Genomic DNA, 16,513 nt, shown 5'->3' with positions numbered 1-16,513 from the left:
GGGGGGGGGTGGGGGAGCCGTTGCGCGTGCCGGTCGGCATGCGGTCCCAGTGGTGACGGCCGGCGGCAGGCGCGTCGGTAGCGCCCTGTTCGGTAAGCATCAAGAGAACTGGTCGTGAGCGTCGCCGCACTGCGCCTGGTGCTCGGCGACCAGTTGAGCTTCGAGCTCTCCGCCCTGGATGGGCTCGATCCGACGCGTGACCGGGTGCTGCTCGCTGAGGTCGCTGAAGAAGCCGGACACGTCCCGCATCACCCGCAGAAGATCATCTTTCTGTTCAGCGCCATGCGGCACTTCGCTGAGGCGTTGCGCAAACGCGGAATCACGGTGGATTACGTGACACTCGACGATCCTGCCAACAGCGGTTCGCTGGCCGGGGAGCTGGCGCGCTTCGCCGCATGGTATCGACCTGACGAAATCCATGTCACCGAGGCCGGTGACTGGCGGGTCGAACAGGCGCTCAAGAGCAGTGGGCTTTCGATCACCTGGCATGCCGACCGCCGCTTCCTCTGCTCGCGGACCGGGTTCGCCGGTTGGGCCAGTGGCAAGCGACAGCTGCGCATGGAGTTCTTCTATCGCGAGATGCGTCGCCAAACGGGCCTTCTGCTGAATCCGGATGGCACACCGGAGGGCGGTGTATGGAATCTCGATACGGACAACCGCAAGCCGCTGCCACGCGGATTGCACGGCCCGATCACCTTGCGCTTCGCCGCTGACGAAACCACGCGCGCTGTGCAGGCGTTGGTGAGCGCGCATTTCGCGCATCACTACGGCCGTCTGGACGGCTTCGATTACCCCGTCACCCACGCCGAGGCCGAACAGCTCTGGCTGCATTTTCTCGATTTCGGCTTGGCCGCTTTCGGTGACTACCAGGACGCCATGGCCAGCGGCGAACCGTTCCTGTTCCATGCGCGCGTCGGCGCCGCGCTCAACGTCGGCCTGCTTGACCTGCGCCGCCTGTGTGATGACGTGGATGCGGCCTACCGGCAGGGGCGAGTCGGGCTGAACGCTGCCGAGGGCTTCATTCGCCAGTTGATTGGCTGGCGTGAGTATGTGCGCGGTATCTATTGGTTGCAGATGCCTGACTATGCGCAACGCAATGCCCTCGGCAATTCCAGGCCGCTGCCGGGGTTCTACTGGACCGGGCAGACGCGCATGAACTGCATGCGCCAGGTGATCGGGCAGACGCTGGAGCATGCTTACGCTCACCATATCCAGCGGCTGATGGTGACCGGTAATTTCGCGCTGCTCGCTGGCATCGCACCGCCCGCGCTGTGCGATTGGTACCTGGCGGTCTATATGGATGCGTTCGACTGGGTGGAACTGCCCAACGTGCTGGGCATGGTGCTGCACGCCGACGGCGGCTACCTGGGCTCCAAGCCCTACTGTGCCAGTGGCCAGTACATCAAACGCATGTCCAACTATTGTCAGGATTGCTCTTACAAGGTGCGCGAGAGCACGACAGACGATGCCTGCCCGTTCAACGCGTTGTACTGGCACTTTCTCATGCGCCACCGCGAGCAGTTGCAGGGTAATCCGCGGATGAGCATGGTCTATCGCAACCTCGCGCGCATGGAAGGCAGCAAGCAGCAGGCGCTGTGGGAGCGTGGCGAGTCGCTGCTGGCGCGGCTGGATGCCGAGGACGCGCTGTGAGAAGGAAAGCGGACCTGCCATTCAAGTGCTGTGCCGCCTGCAACTTGCCGTTTGCCTGGCGAAAGAAGTGGTCGCGCTGCTGGGATGAGGTGCGTTATTGCTCCGAACGCTGTCGGCGCAATCGGCAGGGCAGGTAATGGAGGCACTGCCGGCGGCAATGCGGTATGGGTGGCTGCGTCCGCTCGCTTCAGCTGTGCTAGGCTGGCCGACCTTTTTTCCTCTCGGAGCCCGGCATGACCGACCTCAATCTATCCACTGACGAAACCCGTGTGAGCTACGGCATCGGCCGCCAGCTGGGCGACCAGCTGCGTGACAATCCCCCGCCGGGCGTCAGTCTCGATGCGGTGATCGCCGGTATTCGTGATGCGTTTGCCGGTGTTGCCAGCCAGGTCAGCCCGGAAGCGCTGAACGCCAGCTTCGCGGTGATCCGCGAGCGCATGCAGGCCGAGGCGCAGCAGAAAGCCGAAGCTGCCGCAGCAGAAGGTCGTGCCTTCCTTGTCGAGAATGCCAAGCGCGAAGGCGTTGTGGTGCTGGAGTCGGGTCTGCAATACGAAGTGCTGACGACCGGTGAGGGCGCCAAACCGTCTCGCGAGGACAGTGTGCGCACGCATTACCACGGCACGCTGATCGACGGCAGTGTGTTCGACAGCTCCTACCAGCGTGGCCAGCCTGCCGAGTTCCCGGTAGGCGGCGTGATCGCCGGCTGGACCGAAGCGCTACAGCTGATGAATGCCGGCAGCAAGTGGCGCCTGTATGTGCCGAGCGAGCTGGCCTATGGTGCTCAGGGCGTTGGCAGTATCCCGCCGCACAGCACGCTGGTATTCGACGTCGAACTGCTGGACGTGCTCTGAGTCCGGCTGCTGGGGCGTAGCGTCTGTGGTCGGCGACTAATCGGTTACCGACAAGCTGCTGGTGAGCCCTGACCGCTTGCCCGTGTGCGGCTCTCGATCTCGGTATTACGTACTGGTCAGGGCCGCAGCGCGCGGGCATAGCTGAAGAGGAACAGGTTTCGAACCTGTTCCTTGAGCACGCAGGGTTCACTCGTGCTCAACTCCTGCACATCGAGATCACCTTGTTCTCGCAACTCTTCCAGTGCATCCCCTTCGAGTGAAACGCATACGGCGCCGGTATTCCGGTCGAGTATGCGCAGGTAGGGTTGCGGGCGATCCAGCCAGGCATCTATCAGATAAGTCATGAGTCACCTCCAATTCATTCTCGTAATGAGAATAATTGTTATTTGCAAATATGCAAGCGCAAATATTCCCCTGATGAGGGTGGAGGTGAGGGGTCAACGGGCGGGGTGAAGGCTGCGCTCGAAGCGCAGCGTCGACATTGCTGGGGTGTCAGTGGGTGCGCGCTACGGCGAAGCGGCAAAGCTCGACCAGGGCATCGCGATACTGATTGGCGGGGATCACTTCGAGGCAGGCAATAGCGCGTTCGGCATAGTCGCGGGCAAGCTTGGCGGTGTAGTCCAGCGCACCTGATGCCTCGACAGCGGCGCGGATGCTTTCCAGGTCTTCGAGGCCGCCTTTCTGGATGGCTTTGCGCACCAGAGCGGCCTGTTCGGTGGTACCTTCGCGCATGGTGTAGATCAGCGGAAGGGTAGGCTTGCCTTCGGCGAGATCGTCGCCGACGTTCTTGCCGAGCGTCTCTGCGTCGCCCTGATAGTCGAGCAGGTCGTCGACCAGTTGGAAGGCGATGCCGAGGTGATCGCCGAAGGTGCGCAGCGCCTCGCGCTGTTCGTCGCTGGCACCGGCCAGGGTGGCCGCACTATGCGTCGAGGCTTCGAAGAGCATGGCGGTCTTGCCGCGGATGACTTCCATGTAGATTTCTTCGGTAGTGCTGGCGTCGCGTACCTTGGACAGCTGCAGGACCTCGCCCTCGGCGATGACGCGAGTCGCCTGCGATATGATGCGCATCACCGGCATGGAATCCAGTTCCACCATCATTTCGAACGAGCGTGCATATAGAAAGTCGCCGACCAGCACGCTGGGCGCATTGCCCCACAGGGCGTTGGCGGTGGAGCGGCCGCGACGCATGCCGGACATGTCGACGACATCGTCGTGAAGCAGGGTCGAGGTGTGCAAGAACTCGATGATGGCGGCAAGCAGGCGCAACTGGTCGCCCTGATGACCGAGCGCACTGCCGCTGAGCAGCACCAGCAGCGGACGCAGGCGTTTGCCGCCAGCCGACGTGATGTAATCCCCGATCTTTTCCACCAGAGGGACGCGCGAAGTCAGTTGCTTGCGGATTATGCCGTCGACAGCGGCAAAATCGTCCGCCACAACTTGATAGAAAGGCTGGGGTTGCATCGGGGACTCCTCGCAGATTGCGCGGCATGCTAGGGGGCGGGTCTGGCACTGTCAAGGCAACGCCCGTTGGCTATTGCGCGGGGTGTGCCGCATGCGTACAATCGCGGACCCTGAACTTCCCCCTGGGCATTTCCCTGCCTTACGCAATTGCACGGGCGTCAACTTCCGGCCCCATGCAGCCATGCCAGCCACTAATCATTCTTTCAAAGCGCTGGGTGAGCAGGATCAACGGAGATACGAGATGTACGCAGTTATCGTTACCGGCGGCAAGCAATACAAGGTTGCCGAAGGCGAATACCTCAAGATTGAAAAACTCGAAGTTGCGACTGGCGAAGCTGTCACTTTCGACCGCGTTCTGCTGATCGGCAACGGCGACGATGTGAAGATCGGTGCTCCGGTGGTCGATGGTGCCAAAGTCACTGCCGAAGTGGTTGCCCAGGGCCGCCACGACAAGGTGACCATCATCAAGTTCCGCCGTCGTAAGCACCACATGAAGCGTCAGGGCCACCGTCAGTGGTTCACTGAGGTCAAAATCACCGGTATTCAGGGCTAATCTGGGCCTGAATCCCCCTACAGGAGTATTGAACTCATGGCACACAAAAAAGCTGGCGGTTCTACCCGCAACGGTCGCGACTCAGAAGCCAAACGCCTTGGCGTGAAGATGTATGGCGGCCAGGTCATCAAGGCCGGCAACATCATCGTGCGTCAGCGCGGCACCCAGTTCCATGCCGGTTACGGCGTTGGCATGGGTAAGGATCACACTCTCTTCGCCAAGGTCGAAGGTGTGGTCAAGTTCGAAGTGAAGGGCGCTTTCGGCCGTCGCTACGTGAGCGTCGTCGCAGCCTAACTGCGGCGTTGCTGAAGAAGCCCTGTCATGCGACGGGGCTTTTTTGTTTCTGTATCCTGTGAGGCTCTTGCAAAGAACTGCTCGGTGCTCATTCAGTTTTCGCTGGGTTTTTTGCAAGACCCTTACGTTTCTTGTTTCTTAAGCCCGTCCTGCGACGGGAGGCGTTCCCATGAAATTCGTCGATGAAGTATCGATTTTTGTAAAGGCCGGCGACGGCGGCAACGGCATGATGAGCTTTCGTCGTGAGAAGTTCATCGAAAAGGGTGGTCCCAACGGCGGCGACGGCGGCGACGGCGGCTCGGTGTACCTGGAGGCCGATGAGAACCTCAATACCCTGGTGGACTACCGCTATACCCGTCGCTTCAATGCGCAGAACGGGCAGAAGGGTGGCAGCACCGACTGCACCGGTGCCAAGGGCGACGATCTGATCCTGCCGGTGCCGGTCGGTACCACCGTGATCGATGCCGCTACCCAGGAGATCATGGGTGATCTGACCAAGGCCGGGCAGCGCCTGCTGGTGGCGCAGGGTGGCTGGCACGGGTTGGGCAATACGCGCTTCAAGTCCAGCACCAATCGGGCGCCGCGACAGACCACGCCAGGCAAGCCGGGCGATGCGCGTGACCTCAAGCTGGAATTGAAGGTCTTGGCAGATGTCGGTTTGCTGGGGCTGCCGAATGCCGGCAAGAGTACCTTCATTCGTTCGGTGTCGGCGGCCAAGCCGAAGGTGGCCGATTATCCTTTCACCACGCTGGTACCGAATCTCGGCGTGGTCAGTGTCGGGCGTTACAAGAGTTTCGTGATCGCCGACATTCCCGGTCTCATCGAGGGTGCGGCCGAGGGTGCGGGGCTGGGTATTCGCTTTCTGAAGCACCTGGCACGGACTCGCCTGCTGTTGCATCTCGTCGACATGGCGCCATTGGATGGTGGCGATCCGGCCGATGCGGCGGAGGTGATCCTGCATGAGCTGGAGAAATTCAGCCCGGCGCTGACGCAGCGCGACCGCTGGCTGGTGTTGAACAAGGCTGATCAGCTCCTGGAAGACGAGCGTGAGCAGCGTGTCCGGCAGGTGGTCGAGCGTCTGGACTGGAAGGGTCCGGTATTCGTCATCTCGGCGCTTGAAAGTGAGGGTACCGAGGCGCTGAGTCAGGCCATCATGCGCTACCTGGATGAGCGCACCTTGCGCATCGCCGAGGAGCCCGAGTACGCCGAGGCCCTGGCTGAGCTGGATCGTCAGATCGAAGACGAGGCTCGGGCCCGGCTGCAGGAGCTCGACGATCAGCGCGCGCTGCGGCGCGCGGGTGTCAAGGCCGTCGACGAGGTGGATGACGATGACTTCGACGATGATGACGACGACGAGGATGGTGCCGAGATCATCTACGTTCGCTGATTCGAGTGCCGGGCCGCTGCGCGGCCTGGTCATGCGGGTGGTCGGTGGGCTGGCTCGTGTGCAGTCCGATCCGAAAGTGTTTTGGCCGAATAGAAGGCGGGAACGATGCGGGACAAGGTGAGCGGCGCGCGGCGCTGGGTAGTGAAGATTGGCAGTGCGCTGTTGACTGCCGATGGGCGCGGGCTCGACCAGGATGCCATGGCCGTCTGGGTCGACCAGATGGTGGCGTTGCGTGCGGCAGGTGTGGAGCTCGTGCTGGTCTCTTCGGGCGCCGTCGCCGCGGGCATGAGTCGTCTTGGCTGGGTTTCTCGTCCCAGGGCGGTCCATGAACTGCAGGCTGCGGCTGCGGTAGGGCAGATGGGGCTGATCCGTGCCTGGGAGTCGAGTTTTGCGCGCTGCGATCAGCAGACGGCGCAGATCCTGGTCACTCACGACGATCTGTCCGATCGCAAGCGCTACCTCAATGCGCGTAGCACGCTGCGTACGCTCATCGATCTCGGTGTCATTCCGGTCATCAATGAGAACGACACCGTTGTCACCGACGAGATCCGCTTCGGTGACAACGATACCCTTGCCGCGCTGGTCGCCAATCTGGTCGAGGCTGATCTGCTGGTCATCCTGACCGACAGGGATGGCATGTTCGATGCCGATCCTCGTCTCAATCCCGATGCACAGCTCATCAGTGAGGCTCGGGCCGATGATCCGTCACTGGATGCGGTGGCGGGCGGTACTGGTGGGGCGTTGGGTCGCGGCGGCATGCAGACCAAGTTGCGTGCGGCTCGTCTGGCGGCGCGCTCTGGTGCGCATACGGTGATCGTGGGTGGGCGGATCGAGCAGGTGCTGGCGCGGCTCAAGGCGGGTGAGCGTCTGGGTACGTTGCTGGCTCCCGAGTGCAGTCGGCATGCGGCGCGCAAGCAATGGCTCGCCGGGCACCTGCAGACGCGTGGCACGCTGACTCTGGATGATGGCGCGGTGCACGCGCTGCGCCAGGGTAATCGCAGCCTGCTTCCGGTCGGGGTGAAGGCGGTGCAGGGGGCGTTTCGTCGTGGCGAGATGGTGGTCTGTGTCGGGCCGCAGGGTGCCGAGGTTGCCCGCGGCCTGGTCAACTACAGTGCGGCCGAGGCGCAGCGGATTCTGGGGCGGCCGTCCGACGAGATCGAGAAGCTGCTTGGCTATGTTGACGAGCCGGAGCTGATCCATCGCGACAACATGATTCTGGTCTGATGTGATGATGCGTCTGGTAGCGATGGCTTTGATGCTGGGATTGGCTCAGCCGGCATTGGCCGAGCAGGTCGGCGAAGTGGATACCGTGTTCAAGTGGCTCGGGCCGAACCACAAGATCGTGGTCGAGGCGTTCGATGATCCCTTGGTTGAAGGCGTGACCTGCTATCTGTCGCGCGCCAAGACCGGTGGTATCAAGGGTGGCCTGGGCTTGGCCGAGGATCGCGCGGAAGCCTCCATTGCCTGTCGCCAGGTCGGGCCCATTCGCATCAATGGCAAGCTCGAGGATGGCGATGTGGTCTTCAAGGAGCGCACGTCGCTCGTCTTCAAGACCATGCAGGTGGTGCGGTTCTTCGATGAGTCGCGCAATACGCTGGTCTATCTCGTCTACAGTGACCGTGTCATCGAGGGCAGTCCGCAGAATGCGGTGACGGCGATTCCGATCCTGCCCTGGCCGGGGGCGCAATAGCCACAGTCGTCTCGATCCGTCGGGGGCAGAAAAGCAGGCACAAAAAAACCGGCGCTAGGCCGGTTTTTTTACAAGAACCTGCAGTTAGGCTGCAGCAGCTTCGCCGAGGGCCTTGATGTGGCCGTTCAGGCGGCTCTTGTGACGAGCAGCTTTGTTCTTGTGGATGATGCCTTTGTCAGCCATGCGGTCAATGACCGGTACGGCTGCAGTGTAGGCTGCGCGGGCCTTGTCCAGGTCTTTGGCGTCGATGGCCTTGACCACATTCTTGATGTAGGTACGAACCATGGAGCGCAAGCTGGCGTTGTGGCTGCGACGCTTCTCAGCCTGAATTGCGCGTTTTTTGGCGGAAGGGCTGTTGGCCACCGTCGAACTCCTCGAAAACGTGGGGGATTGCAAAGCAAATAAGGCCGCGAATCATGCCGACGCGAAGGTCGCTTGTCAAGCCTGGTCGAACGGCTTGAGAAGCTGGTCGGACAGAAGGGCTGCGGCTAAACTCGCCGCCTCTTTTCGTGTCGTAACTGGCCATCGATCCGGCCGGCGCCGAGCGCTCGGTCGATCAATCTCGCTGCAATTCTAGGAAGACAAATGTCCGAAAAAACCGGCAAGGGCGGATTGTTGCGTTCCAGCGCGGTGGTCAGTGTCATGACCCTGCTGTCGCGCGTGCTGGGCATGGTACGCGATATGGTCGTCGCCAGCTACTTCGGTTCTGGTGCCGCGGCTGACGCCTTCTTCATCGCATTCAAGATTCCCAACTTCCTGCGTCGGCTGTTCGCCGAGGGGGCGTTCGCCCAGGCCTTCGTGCCGGTGTTGTCGGAATATCGCACCAGGCGCTCGCTGGCCGAGGTCAAGCAGTTGGTGGATCGCACCGCCGGTATGCTGGGGCTCATGCTTGCGGGACTGACTGCGCTGGGTGTGCTGTTCGCGCCCTATGTGGTGATGGTCTTCGCGCCGGGCTTCCATGACGATCCGGCGAAGATGCAACTGGCTGGCGAGCTGCTGCGCATAACCTTCCCCTATCTGATGCTGATCTCGCTGACCGCCTTCACCTCTGGCGTGCTCAACAGCTATGGGCATTTTGCGGTGCCCGGCTTCACGCCCGTGTTGCTGAATGTCTGCATGATCGCCTCGGCGTTATTCCTCACGCCGTATTTCGATCAGCCGATCATGGCGCTGGCCTGGGGGGTGTTCATCGCCGGCTTTGCACAGCTGGCCTTCCAGCTGCCGTACGTCGCCAAGTTGGGCCTGTTGCCCCGGCCGCGAGTCAAGCGGGGTGACGAGGGTGTGCGGCGCATCATGCTGTTGATGGTGCCGGCGCTGTTCGGCGTATCGGTCAGCCAGATCAACCTGCTGCTCGATACCGTACTGGCGTCCTTTCTGCAGACCGGCAGTGTGTCCTGGCTGTATTACGCCGACCGCCTGTCCGAGTTGCCGCTGGGCGCCTTCGGCATCGCCATCGGCACGGTGATCCTGCCGAGTCTGTCGCGCCAGCATGCGGGTGAGGACCCGAAGGCATTTTCCGCGACGCTCGACTGGGCATTGCGCATGGTGCTGCTGGTCGGTGTGCCGGCTGCGCTGGCGCTAGGCATTCTCGCCGAGCCGATGATCGCCAGCCTGTTCTATTACGGTGCCATGAGCGAGGAGGCGGTGGTGCAGTCGGCCAGGGCGCTGCAGGCCTATTCGCTGGGCGTGCTGGCTTTCATGCTGATCAAGGTGCTTGCGCCTGGCTTCTTCGCGCGCCAGGACCTGAAGACACCCGTGCGTGTCGCCGTGATCTGCATGGTGGCGAATATGGTGATGAACCTGATCCTGATCTGGCCGCTGCAGCATGTGGGGCTCGCCCTGGCGACATCGTTGTCGTCCATGCTCAATGCCGTGCTGCTGTTCTGGGGGCTTTACAAGATCGGCGTTTATCGGCCGGCACCTGGCTGGTGGCTGTTCGGCCTGCGCCTGGCGGCGGCCTGCGCGGCGATGGTGGCGGTGGTCTGGTGGCTCAATGTGCCTGCGCAGGAGTGGTTCGCCTGGGGCTGGCAGCAGCGGGCGCTGCAGCTGGGATTGCTGGTCTGCGCCGGCTTGGCGGCATTTGCCGGCGGACTCCTGCTGACAGGGTTGCGGCCGCGACATTTGCGGCATTGATCGATGCTGTCGGGCCGATGCAAACCTGTCCGGGATGCTCGGCACATGCGTATAATCGGCCACTTTTCAAGCAAGAAGTGCGGTATGCAGCTGGTTCGAGGCCTTCACAACCTGCGCCCCCGACATCGGGGCTGCGTCGCCACCATCGGCAATTTCGACGGCGTGCACCGGGGGCATCAGGCCATCCTGGCGCGTTTGCGCGAGCGTGCGGCCGAGCTGGGTTTGCCCAGTTGCGTGGTGATCTTCGAGCCGCAACCGCGTGAATTCTTTTCGCCGGACAAGGCGCCTGCGCGTCTGACCCGGTTGCGTGAAAAGCTGCAGTTGTTGAGCGAGCAGGGCGTCGATCTGGTGCTGTGCCTGGCCTTCAACCGCCGGCTGCGTGAGCTGAGCGCCGCGGAATTCGTCCACGCCACGTTGGTGGAGGGGCTTGGGGTGCAGCATCTGGAGGTCGGCGACGATTTCCGTTTCGGCTGTGACCGTGCCGGGGATTTCGATTTCCTGCTCAAGGCCGGCGCTGCCGAAGGCTTCACCGTCGAGGCGGCCACGACCATCGAGGTGGATGGCGAGCGGGTCAGCAGCACACGATTGCGCCAGGTATTGGCCGAAGGCGATCTGGTGCTGGCCGAAGCCCTGCTTGGCCGACCGTTCGGCATCACCGGCCGGGTCATGCATGGGCAGAAGCTGGGGCGCCAGCTGGGTGCTCCAACGGCCAATGTGCAACTCAAGCGCCGCAACACGCCGCTCAGTGGCGTCTTCGTCGTCACGCTCGAGCTGGAAGGCATAGCGCTGGCGGGCGTGGCCAACATCGGCATGCGGCCCTCGGTCGAGAGCGACGGCAGGCCCCATCTGGAAGTGCATCTGCTCGATTACCAGGGTGACCTGTACGGGCGTCTGGTACAGGTCACCTTCCATCGCAAGCTGCGCGACGAGCAGCGCTTCGCCTCGCTGGAGGCGCTCAAGACGGCGATCGATGCGGATATCGCCGCTGCCCGCGATTATTGGCGGGCTTCACCCCTTATGACGAGTCAGGACTGAAATGACCGATTACAAAGCGACCCTCAATCTGCCGTCCACGGCATTTCCGATGAAGGCCGGTCTGCCACAGCGCGAGCCGGAGATTCTGCAGCGCTGGAACAGCATTGACCTGTACCGGAAGCTGCGGCAGATCGGCGAAGGTCGCCCGAAATTCGTCCTGCACGACGGCCCGCCGTACGCCAACGGCAACATTCACATCGGTCATGCGGTGAACAAGGTGATCAAGGACATGATCGTCCGCTCACGCACGCTGGCCGGTTTCGACGCGCCCTACGTGCCGGGCTGGGATTGCCATGGCCTGCCGATCGAGCACAAGGTCGAGACCACCTTCGGCAAGAACCAGCCCGCCGACCTGACCCGCGAGCGCTGCCGCGCCTACGCGGCCGAGCAGATCGAAGGGCAGAAGGCCGACTTCATCCGTCTCGGTGTGCTCGGCGATTGGGACAATCCGTACAAAACCATGGATTTCGTCAACGAGGCCGGCGAGATCCGTGCCCTGGCGAAGCTGGTCGAGGGCGGCTTCGTCTTCAAGGGCCTGAAACCGGTGAACTGGTGCTTCGACTGCGGCTCGGCACTGGCCGAAGCGGAGGTCGAATACCAGGACAAGAAGTCCGATGCCATCGACGTCGCCTTCGAGGTCGAGGACGCCGACAAGCTGGCCGCCGCGTTCGGTCTCGATCGCCTGGCCAAACGCGCCAGCATCGTCATCTGGACCACCACGCCCTGGACCATCCCGGCCAACCAGGCGCTGAACGTGCACCCCGAGTTCGTCTATGCGCTGGTCGACACCGGCGAGCGTCTGCTGGTGCTGGCCGAGGAGCTGGTCGAGTCCTGCCTGCAGCGCTACGGCCTGTCCGGCGAGATCATCGCCCGTTGCGAAGGCAGGGCGCTGGAGTTGATCCGCTTCTGCCATCCGTTCTACGAGCGCTTCGCTCCCGTGTACCTGGCCGAATACGTCGAAACCGGTGCCGGTACCGGCATCGTCCACTCGGCGCCTGCCTATGGTGAAGACGACTTCCGCTCCTGCAAGCACTACGGCATGGAGAATGACGACATTCTCGGTCCGGTGCAGAGCAACGGCGTCTATGTCCCTGACCTGCCGTTCTTCGGCGGCCAGTTCATCTGGAAGGCCAACCCGGCCATCGTCGAGAAGCTCGCCGAGGTCGGCGCGCTGCTCAAGCACGAGTCAATCCAGCACAGCTACATGCACTGCTGGCGACACAAGACGCCGCTGATCTACCGCGCCACCGCGCAGTGGTTCGTCGGCATGGACAAGGTCGCCCACGATGGCAGCTCGCTGCGCCGTCGCGCGCTGGACGCCATCGAACAGACCGAATTTGTTCCAGCCTGGGGCCAGGCGCGCCTGCATGGCATGATCGCCGGGCGTCCGGACTGGTGCATCTCGCGCCAGCGTACCTGGGGCGTGCCGATCCCGTTCTTCCTGCACAAGGAAAGCGGTGAGCTGCATCCGCGTACCGTCGAGCTGATGGAAGCGGTGGCGCAGCGCGTCGAGCAGGGCGGCATCGAGGCCTGGTCGAAGCTGGACGAGAGCGAGCTGCTGGGCGACGAAGCGGCACAGTACGAAAAGATCAGCGACACCCTGGATGTCTGGTTCGATTCCGGCACTACCCATTGGCACGTGATGCGCGGTTCGCACCCGATGGGGCACGATCAGGGCCCGCGCGCAGACCTGTATCTGGAAGGTTCCGACCAGCATCGCGGCTGGTTCCATTCCTCGCTGCTGACTGGCGCAGCCATCGATGGTCATGCACCGTACAAGGGCCTGCTGACCCACGGTTTCACCGTGGACGAGAACGGCCGCAAGATGTCCAAGTCCCTCGGCAACGTGATCGCGCCGCAGGAAATCACCGACAGCATGGGCGCCGATATCCTGCGTCTGTGGGTTTCGGCCACCGACTACTCCGGCGAGATGGCGGTGTCCAAGCAGATCCTGCAGCGCAGCGCCGATGCCTACCGCCGCATCCGCAATACCGCGCGCTTCCTGCTCTCCAACCTCGACGGCTTCGATCCGGCACAGCACATGGTGCCGAACGATCAGCTGATCGCGTTGGATCGCTGGGCCATCGACCGTGCGCTGCTGCTGCAGCGCGAGATCGAGGAGGCTTACACCACCTACCGTTTCTGGAACGTCTACCAGAAGGTGCACAACTTCTGCGTTCAGGAGTTGGGCGGCTTCTATCTGGACATCATCAAGGACCGCCAGTACACCACTGGTGCGAACAGCCTGCCGCGTCGTTCCTGCCAGACTGCGCTGTATCACATCGCCGAAGCGCTGGTGCGCTGGATCGCGCCGATCCTGGCATTCACCGCCGAGGAGATCTGGCAGTACCTGCCGGGCGAGCGCAACGAGTCGGTGATGCTCAACACCTGGTACGCGGGCCTGACCGAGCTGCCACAAAGCGCCGAGCTGGATCGCGCCTTCTGGGACAAGGTCATGGCGGTCAAGAGCGCGGTGAACAAGGAGCTGGAAAACCAGCGTGCGGCGAAAACCATTGGCGGCAACCTGCAAGCGGAAGTCACGCTGTATGCAGAAGAAGCGCTGGCTGCGGAGCTGGCCAGGCTGGGCAACGAGCTGCGCTTCGTGCTGATCACTTCGGCCGTCGACATCGCACCTCTGGCCCAGGCGCCTGCCGAGGCCGTGGATAGCGAACTGGCCGGGCTCAAGCTGCTGGTCAAGAAAACCGGGCACAGCAAGTGCGGCCGTTGCTGGCACCATTTGCCGGACGTTGGCAGCCATGCCGAGCACCCGGAAATCTGCGGTCGCTGCGTGGAAAATATCGAAGGCGCCGGTGAGGTCCGTCACTATGCGTGAACCTCTGCGTACGATCGTAGGGTGGGCTTCAGCCCACCATCACGATGCTGCCTTCAGTCTCGGTGGGCTAAAGCCCACCCTACCGCGCGGTGTTCCAGCGGAGGCAACTGCATGAGTGCGCGTTTCGGCAGACTCGCCTGGCTGTGGCTCAGCGTGCTGGTAATCGCCTTCGATCAGGCGACCAAGCATTACTTCGAGGCCAACTTCAGCCTGTATCAGAAGATGGACGTGATTCCGGGCTACTTTGCCTGGACCCTGGCCTACAACACCGGGGCAGCGTTCAGTTTCCTGGCCGACCATAGTGGCTGGCAGCGCTGGCTGTTCGCGCTGATCGCGATCGGTGTGAGCATCGTGCTGGTGATCTGGCTCAAGCGTCTGAAGGCCAGTGAAACCTGGCTGGCGGTGGCGTTGGCGCTGGTTCTCGGTGGCGCGCTGGGCAATCTCTATGACCGCGTGGTCCTGGGTCACGTGGTCGATTTCATTCTGGTGCATTGGCAGAACCGCTGGTATTTCCCGGCGTTCAACATCGCCGATAGCGCCATCACCGTCGGCGCCGTGATGCTGGCGCTGGACATGTTCAAGAGCAACAAGACCGGAGAATCCGCACATGACTGAACAGCGCATTGGGCCGGACAAGGAAGTCACCCTGCATTTCGCGCTCGGCCTGGAGACGGGCGAGCTGGTCGACAGCACGTTCGACAAGAAGCCAGCCACCTTCACGGTCGGTGACGGCAACCTGCTGCCGGGTTTCGAGCAGCAGCTCTATGGGCTGAAGGCCGGCGACAAGCGTACCCTGCAGGTCGCGCCGGAGCAGGGCTTCGGCCAGCCGAATCCGCAGAATGTGCAGGTCATGCCGCGTGGCCAGTTCGCCGGGATGGAGCTTTCCGAGGGCCTGATGGTGAGCTTTCAGGATGCGGCGCGCACCGAACTGCCGGGTGTGGTGAAGGCGTTCGACGACAACCAGGTCACCGTTGACTTCAACCATCCCCTGGCCGGCAAGACCCTGACCTTCGAAGTCGAAATCATCGACGTCAAACCGGTGTAACCGGATTGCAGGCCAGGCGGGTGCCTTTTGGGTAGCCGCTGGCCGATCCAGGGCATCAGCGAATGTCCGTGCAGGATCACGTTACACTCTCCCGTCATCAAGCTTTCGCGTGCCGAGACTCACCATGCAAATCAAACTCGCCAACCCTCGCGGCTTCTGCGCGGGTGTAGATCGCGCCATCGAGATCGTCAATCGGGCTCTGGAAGTCTTCGGGCCGCCAATCTACGTGCGGCATGAAGTGGTGCACAACAAGTTCGTCGTGGAAGACCTGCGCGCGCGTGGCGCGGTTTTCGTCGAGGAACTGGACCAGGTGCCAGACAACGTGATCGTCATCTTCAGCGCCCATGGCGTTTCCCAGGCGGTACGGCAGGAAGCCGAGCAGCGCGGATTGAAGGTCTTCGATGCCACCTGTCCGCTGGTGACCAAGGTGCATCTGGAGGTCGCCAAGTACAGCGGTGATGGGCGTGAATGCATCCTGATCGGTCACCAGGGCCATCCGGAAGTGGAAGGCACCATGGGGCAGTACGACCCGCGCAACGGCGGCGCGATTTACCTGGTGGAAGACGAGGACGATGTGGCCAGGCTGCAGGTGCGCAATCCCGAGGCGCTGGCCTTCGTCACCCAGACCACGCTGTCCATGGATGACACCAGTCGCGTCATCGACGCGCTGCGCAGCAAATTTCCAAGCATCGGCGGCCCGCGCAAGGATGACATCTGCTACGCCACCCAGAATCGCCAGGATGCGGTGAAGCAACTGGCCGATGAGTGTGATGTGGTACTGGTGGTTGGCAGTCCCAACAGCTCCAACTCCAACCGTCTGCGTGAGCTGGCCGAGCGCATGAACACCCCGGCCTACCTCATCGATGGCGCCGAAGACCTCAAGCGCGAATGGTTCGAGAACATCGAGCGTATCGGTATCACCGCAGGTGCATCAGCGCCTGAGGTGCTGGTGCGTGGGGTGATCGACCAGCTCCGTGCATGGGGGGTGACTGACATGGATGAGCTCGATGGACGTCCCGAGAACGTGACGTTCTCGATGCCGAAGGAGCTTCGGGTGAAGGCTCTTTGACTTCGTTCTGAGCGGCTTGCGGAAAGGGGCTTTGGCGGCCCCTTTTTATCGAGAAAAAGGCGCGCTTTAGCTTAGCGCCAACATTCTTCTGCGCTCTCGCTACCAGTATTCCCTTTCATGCCAAGGGCATTCAGCGTGAGATTGCCGCATTTGGTATCGCCGAACTCCTGTTCTGCCGTCAGCGTGTAGCCTCCGTCATCGTTTTCAATGCCTACGGAAAGCGTGTACTTACCCGTTTCCGATGTGTTCCCGTTCCTCAGGCCCAGTTTGGCGATGTCTGCATCGGTGGTCACATAAGCATTGTTCTGACCGAAGTAGCGTTCCTGCCGAGCAGATGCCTCGCTCAGCAGGGTCTGGCCTTCGGTGCGGTTACCGCGCTTCACATATTCCTCGTAGCTCGGATAGGCGATTGCGGCCAGAATGCCGATGATGGCGACCACTATCATGAGTTCAATCAGGGTGACACCACGTTGAGCACGCTTCATGGACTGCTCCGTTAGTACAGGGTTCAT

At 62.3% G+C, this 16,513-nt stretch carries 18 protein-coding genes; 14 read left to right on the top strand and 4 right to left on the bottom strand.

Annotated elements, in window-relative coordinates; translation table 11 throughout:
- Nucleotides 1-114: 114 nt before the first annotated feature.
- The 3 genes from F753_RS40500 to bamJ all read left to right on the top strand — a co-directional run bounded on the left by F753_RS40500 (nt 115) and on the right by bamJ (nt 2,501).
- Nucleotides 115-1,650 carry a cryptochrome/photolyase family protein gene (locus tag F753_RS40500; protein ID WP_023445974.1) on the top strand — a complete coding sequence of 512 codons (1,536 nt, stop codon included), beginning with the start codon at nt 115-117 and terminating at the stop codon, nt 1,648-1,650.
- On the top strand, nt 1,647-1,787 hold the full coding sequence (locus F753_RS49190; RefSeq protein WP_080902094.1) for a DUF2256 domain-containing protein: 141 nt from the start codon (nt 1,647-1,649) through the stop codon (nt 1,785-1,787). The genes F753_RS40500 and F753_RS49190 overlap by 4 nt, the downstream gene beginning before the upstream one ends.
- A gap of 96 nt (nt 1,788-1,883) precedes the next feature.
- Nucleotides 1,884-2,501, top strand: a complete 618-nt coding sequence (gene bamJ, locus F753_RS40495) for a BamJ family beta-barrel-assembly machinery protein (protein ID WP_014821449.1) — start codon at nt 1,884-1,886, stop codon at nt 2,499-2,501.
- 116 nt (nt 2,502-2,617) lie between these two features.
- On the opposite strand, the gene F753_RS40490 is transcribed toward bamJ, so the two are convergent.
- Both F753_RS40490 and F753_RS40485 read right to left on the bottom strand, forming a co-directional pair.
- On the bottom strand, nt 2,618-2,845 hold the full coding sequence (locus tag F753_RS40490; protein ID WP_003302130.1) for a PA4570 family protein: 228 nt from the start codon (nt 2,843-2,845) through the stop codon (nt 2,618-2,620).
- Between the two features lie 148 nt (nt 2,846-2,993).
- Nucleotides 2,994-3,962 (bottom strand): polyprenyl synthetase family protein, encoded by a 969-nt coding sequence (locus tag F753_RS40485; protein WP_023445973.1) that lies wholly within the window; start codon nt 3,960-3,962, stop codon nt 2,994-2,996.
- 241 nt (nt 3,963-4,203) lie between these two features.
- On the opposite strand from F753_RS40485, the gene rplU reads away from it, so the two are divergent.
- The 5 genes from rplU (at nt 4,204) to F753_RS40460 (ending at nt 7,886) form a co-directional block, all read left to right on the top strand.
- Complete coding sequence (gene rplU / locus F753_RS40480; protein ID WP_003292361.1) at nt 4,204-4,515, top strand: 50S ribosomal protein L21; 312 nt, start codon at nt 4,204-4,206, stop codon at nt 4,513-4,515.
- 36 nt (nt 4,516-4,551) lie between these two features.
- Nucleotides 4,552-4,809: a 50S ribosomal protein L27 gene (gene rpmA, locus F753_RS40475; protein WP_003292362.1), complete on the top strand. Its 258-nt coding sequence runs from the start codon at nt 4,552-4,554 to the stop codon at nt 4,807-4,809.
- A 169-nt stretch (nt 4,810-4,978) separates the two neighbouring features.
- A complete protein-coding gene (cgtA, locus tag F753_RS40470; protein ID WP_003292363.1) occupies nt 4,979-6,196 on the top strand; it encodes an Obg family GTPase CgtA in 1,218 nt (405 codons plus the stop codon).
- 105 nt (nt 6,197-6,301) lie between these two features.
- Complete coding sequence (gene proB, locus F753_RS40465; protein ID WP_023445972.1) at nt 6,302-7,420, top strand: glutamate 5-kinase; 1,119 nt, start codon at nt 6,302-6,304, stop codon at nt 7,418-7,420.
- Between the two features lie 7 nt (nt 7,421-7,427).
- Nucleotides 7,428-7,886 (top strand): CreA family protein, encoded by a 459-nt coding sequence (locus tag F753_RS40460; protein ID WP_031298001.1) that lies wholly within the window; start codon nt 7,428-7,430, stop codon nt 7,884-7,886.
- Nucleotides 7,887-7,970: 84 nt separating this feature from the next.
- On the opposite strand, the gene rpsT is transcribed toward F753_RS40460, so the two are convergent.
- Nucleotides 7,971-8,249 (bottom strand): 30S ribosomal protein S20, encoded by a 279-nt coding sequence (gene rpsT, locus F753_RS40455; RefSeq protein ID WP_003288018.1) that lies wholly within the window; start codon nt 8,247-8,249, stop codon nt 7,971-7,973.
- A gap of 222 nt (nt 8,250-8,471) precedes the next feature.
- Between rpsT and murJ the strand changes: the two genes are divergently transcribed.
- The 6 genes from murJ (at nt 8,472) to ispH (ending at nt 16,001) form a co-directional block, all read left to right on the top strand.
- On the top strand, nt 8,472-10,019 hold the full coding sequence (gene murJ / locus F753_RS40450; protein ID WP_023445970.1) for a murein biosynthesis integral membrane protein MurJ: 1,548 nt from the start codon (nt 8,472-8,474) through the stop codon (nt 10,017-10,019).
- Nucleotides 10,020-10,103: 84 nt separating this feature from the next.
- A complete protein-coding gene (ribF, locus tag F753_RS40445) occupies nt 10,104-11,054 on the top strand; it encodes a bifunctional riboflavin kinase/FAD synthetase (protein WP_023445969.1) in 951 nt (316 codons plus the stop codon).
- A gap of 1 nt (nt 11,055) precedes the next feature.
- Entirely contained in the window at nt 11,056-13,887 is a 2,832-nt protein-coding gene (gene ileS / locus F753_RS40440; protein WP_023445968.1) for an isoleucine--tRNA ligase, read from the top strand.
- Nucleotides 13,888-13,998: 111 nt separating this feature from the next.
- Entirely contained in the window at nt 13,999-14,502 is a 504-nt protein-coding gene (gene lspA, locus F753_RS40435; protein WP_023445967.1) for a signal peptidase II, read from the top strand.
- Complete coding sequence (locus F753_RS40430; RefSeq protein WP_023445966.1) at nt 14,495-14,932, top strand: FKBP-type peptidyl-prolyl cis-trans isomerase; 438 nt, start codon at nt 14,495-14,497, stop codon at nt 14,930-14,932. Before lspA ends, F753_RS40430 begins: the two co-directional genes overlap by 8 nt.
- Nucleotides 14,933-15,056: 124 nt before the next feature.
- Complete coding sequence (ispH, locus tag F753_RS40425) at nt 15,057-16,001, top strand: 4-hydroxy-3-methylbut-2-enyl diphosphate reductase (protein WP_023445965.1); 945 nt, start codon at nt 15,057-15,059, stop codon at nt 15,999-16,001.
- Nucleotides 16,002-16,072: 71 nt separating this feature from the next.
- On the opposite strand, the gene F753_RS40420 is transcribed toward ispH, so the two are convergent.
- Entirely contained in the window at nt 16,073-16,486 is a 414-nt protein-coding gene (locus tag F753_RS40420; RefSeq protein ID WP_023445964.1) for a type IV pilin protein, read from the bottom strand.
- Nucleotides 16,487-16,513 lie beyond the last annotated feature (27 nt).

It is taken from the genome of Stutzerimonas chloritidismutans AW-1, from assembly GCF_000495915.1.
GTDB lineage: Bacteria > Pseudomonadota > Gammaproteobacteria > Pseudomonadales > Pseudomonadaceae > Stutzerimonas > Stutzerimonas chloritidismutans.
This window is presented reverse-complemented; position numbering and strand designations above follow the sequence as displayed.

Bases quoted from the DNA above. Each gene is read 5' to 3' on its own strand.
- bamJ (WP_014821449.1), top strand. From the start codon at position 1,884: ATGACCGACCTCAATCTATCCACTGACGAAACCCGTGTGAGCTACGGC.
- F753_RS40490 (WP_003302130.1), bottom strand. From the start codon at position 2,845: ATGACTTATCTGATAGATGCCTGGCTGGATCGCCCGCAACCCTACCTG.
- F753_RS40485 (WP_023445973.1), bottom strand. From the start codon at position 3,962: ATGCAACCCCAGCCTTTCTATCAAGTTGTGGCGGACGATTTTGCCGCT.
- rplU (WP_003292361.1), top strand. From the start codon at position 4,204: ATGTACGCAGTTATCGTTACCGGCGGCAAGCAATACAAGGTTGCCGAA.
- rpmA (WP_003292362.1), top strand. From the start codon at position 4,552: ATGGCACACAAAAAAGCTGGCGGTTCTACCCGCAACGGTCGCGACTCA.
- cgtA (WP_003292363.1), top strand. From the start codon at position 4,979: ATGAAATTCGTCGATGAAGTATCGATTTTTGTAAAGGCCGGCGACGGC.
- proB (WP_023445972.1), top strand. From the start codon at position 6,302: ATGCGGGACAAGGTGAGCGGCGCGCGGCGCTGGGTAGTGAAGATTGGC.
- F753_RS40460 (WP_031298001.1), top strand. From the start codon at position 7,428: ATGCGTCTGGTAGCGATGGCTTTGATGCTGGGATTGGCTCAGCCGGCA.
- murJ (WP_023445970.1), top strand. From the start codon at position 8,472: ATGTCCGAAAAAACCGGCAAGGGCGGATTGTTGCGTTCCAGCGCGGTG.
- ribF (WP_023445969.1), top strand. From the start codon at position 10,104: ATGCAGCTGGTTCGAGGCCTTCACAACCTGCGCCCCCGACATCGGGGC.
- ileS (WP_023445968.1), top strand. From the start codon at position 11,056: ATGACCGATTACAAAGCGACCCTCAATCTGCCGTCCACGGCATTTCCG.
- lspA (WP_023445967.1), top strand. From the start codon at position 13,999: ATGAGTGCGCGTTTCGGCAGACTCGCCTGGCTGTGGCTCAGCGTGCTG.
- F753_RS40430 (WP_023445966.1), top strand. From the start codon at position 14,495: ATGACTGAACAGCGCATTGGGCCGGACAAGGAAGTCACCCTGCATTTC.
- ispH (WP_023445965.1), top strand. From the start codon at position 15,057: ATGCAAATCAAACTCGCCAACCCTCGCGGCTTCTGCGCGGGTGTAGAT.
- F753_RS40420 (WP_023445964.1), bottom strand. From the start codon at position 16,486: ATGAAGCGTGCTCAACGTGGTGTCACCCTGATTGAACTCATGATAGTG.